Here is a 1,775-nt window from a genome sequence, read left to right on the forward strand (position 1 = left end):
GGCGTCCGCAGGGCCTGCTCGCGGACCAGTTCGTGCAGGGGTGTGTCGGGCAGCTCGGTCCGCGCCCCGTTCCACTCCACCAGCACCCGCTCCCGCTCGGCAGCGCTGGTGATCCCGATGTCGGCGATGCGCTGGTCAGGAGCCGCGGTCACGGCCTCCAACACCCGGACGAAGCGGTCCGCGATCGCCTGGGCCGATGCGCGGTCGAAGAGATCCGTGCTGAAGTCCAGCGCGCCGCTGATGCCCTGAGGCTGCCGTGCCTCGTCGAACGACTCCGCGAACCCGAAGGACAGGTCGAACTTCGACGTCGTCCGCTGGACCTCCCGATACGAGACGTCGAGTCCCGGAAGCCGGGCGATCTCGCTCAACGCCCCTTCGTGGTCCGTGTTGTTGAACGTCAGCAGGACCTGGAACAGGGGGTGGTGCGCCAGCGTACGAGCCGGGTTGAGGGCCTCGACGAGGCGCTCGAAAGGCAGGTCCTGGCGGGCGTAGGCGGCGAGGTCGGTTTCGCGCACGCGGTCGAGGAGTTCACGGAAGGTGGGGTTGCCGGCCGTGTCCGTGCGGAGTACCAGCGTGTTGATGAAGAGACCGATGAGGTGGTCGGTGGCGTCGTCGGTGCGTCCGGCGACGGGGGTACCGATGGGGATGTCCTCGCCCACGCCGAGCCGGGTGAGGAGAGCCGCGACCGCGGCCTGGGCCACCATGAAGGTGCTCGTATTGGTGGCGCGTGCGAGGCTGGTCAACCGCGCGTGCAACTCCGCCGGGACGGCGAACGGGATGCGGCCACCCGAGTAGTCCGACTTGGCCGGGCGGGGCCGGTCGGTGGGCAGGTCGAGCTGCTCGGGCAGCGCGGACAACTGCTCTTCCCAGTAGGCGAGCTGCTTGCCCGCGATGCTCTCCGGGTCGCTGTCGTCGCCGAGGATGTCCTGCTGCCAGAGGGCGTAGTCGGCGTACTGGACGGAGAGCGGAGCCCAGGTTGGCTCCTCGCCTCGCACGCGGGCGGCGTAGGCGGCGGTGAGATCCTGCGCCAGGGGCGTGCGGGACCAGGCGTCGCTGGCGATGTGGTGGATGAGCAGCAGCAGCACGTGATCCTGCTCCGACAGGCGGAACAGCCAAGTGCGCGCAGGGAGTTCCAGGGTGAGGTCGAAGCAGTGACCGACGGCTTCGCCCAGCCGCTCGCCGACCTCTTCTTCGGTCACGTCGACGACCGTGAACGGCGTCTCGGCCGCCTCCGCGGGCAACACGATCTGGTACGAGCCCTGCTCGTCCTCGGTGAAGACGGTCCGCAGGCTTTCGTGGCGGGCGACGACGTCACTGATCGCCGTGCGCAGCGCGTCCGTGTCGAGGGCGCCGGTGAGGCGGAGCGTTGTGGCCGTGTTGTAGGTGGGATTGGGACCTTCGAGCTGGTGGAGGAACCACAGCCGCTGCTGGGCGTAGGAGAGGGGGATGCGCTGGGGCCGCGGCCGTGCGGTGAGCGCGGTGCGGACGCTGATGGACTCGTCGAGCGCGTCGGACAGCGCGGCGATCGTCGGCGTCTCGAAGAGCTGCCGGATGGAGAGTTCGGCACTCAGCGTCGTCCGGATGCGGCTGACGAGGCGGGTGGCGAGGAGGGAGTGTCCGCCCAGGTCGAAGAAGTTGTCGTCGATGGTGACTCGGTCTACGCCCAGAACCTCGGCGTAGAGGGCGCAGAGGATTTCCTCGCGGGGGTTGCGTGGGGCCCGGCCTGCTGATTTTGCGGTGTAGTCGGGGGCGGGGAGGGCTTTGCGGTCGAGTTT

At 69.2% G+C, this 1,775-nt stretch carries 1 protein-coding gene; it reads right to left on the reverse strand.

The window, feature by feature from the left end; genetic code table 11:
* Positions 1-1,775 (reverse strand): condensation domain-containing protein (locus tag IE97_RS0137770; protein ID WP_030252132.1); only part of this gene is annotated, 1,775 nt, incomplete at both ends.

Source organism: Streptomyces sp. NRRL S-455 (assembly GCF_000717875.1).
Lineage (GTDB): Bacteria > Actinomycetota > Actinomycetes > Streptomycetales > Streptomycetaceae > Streptomyces.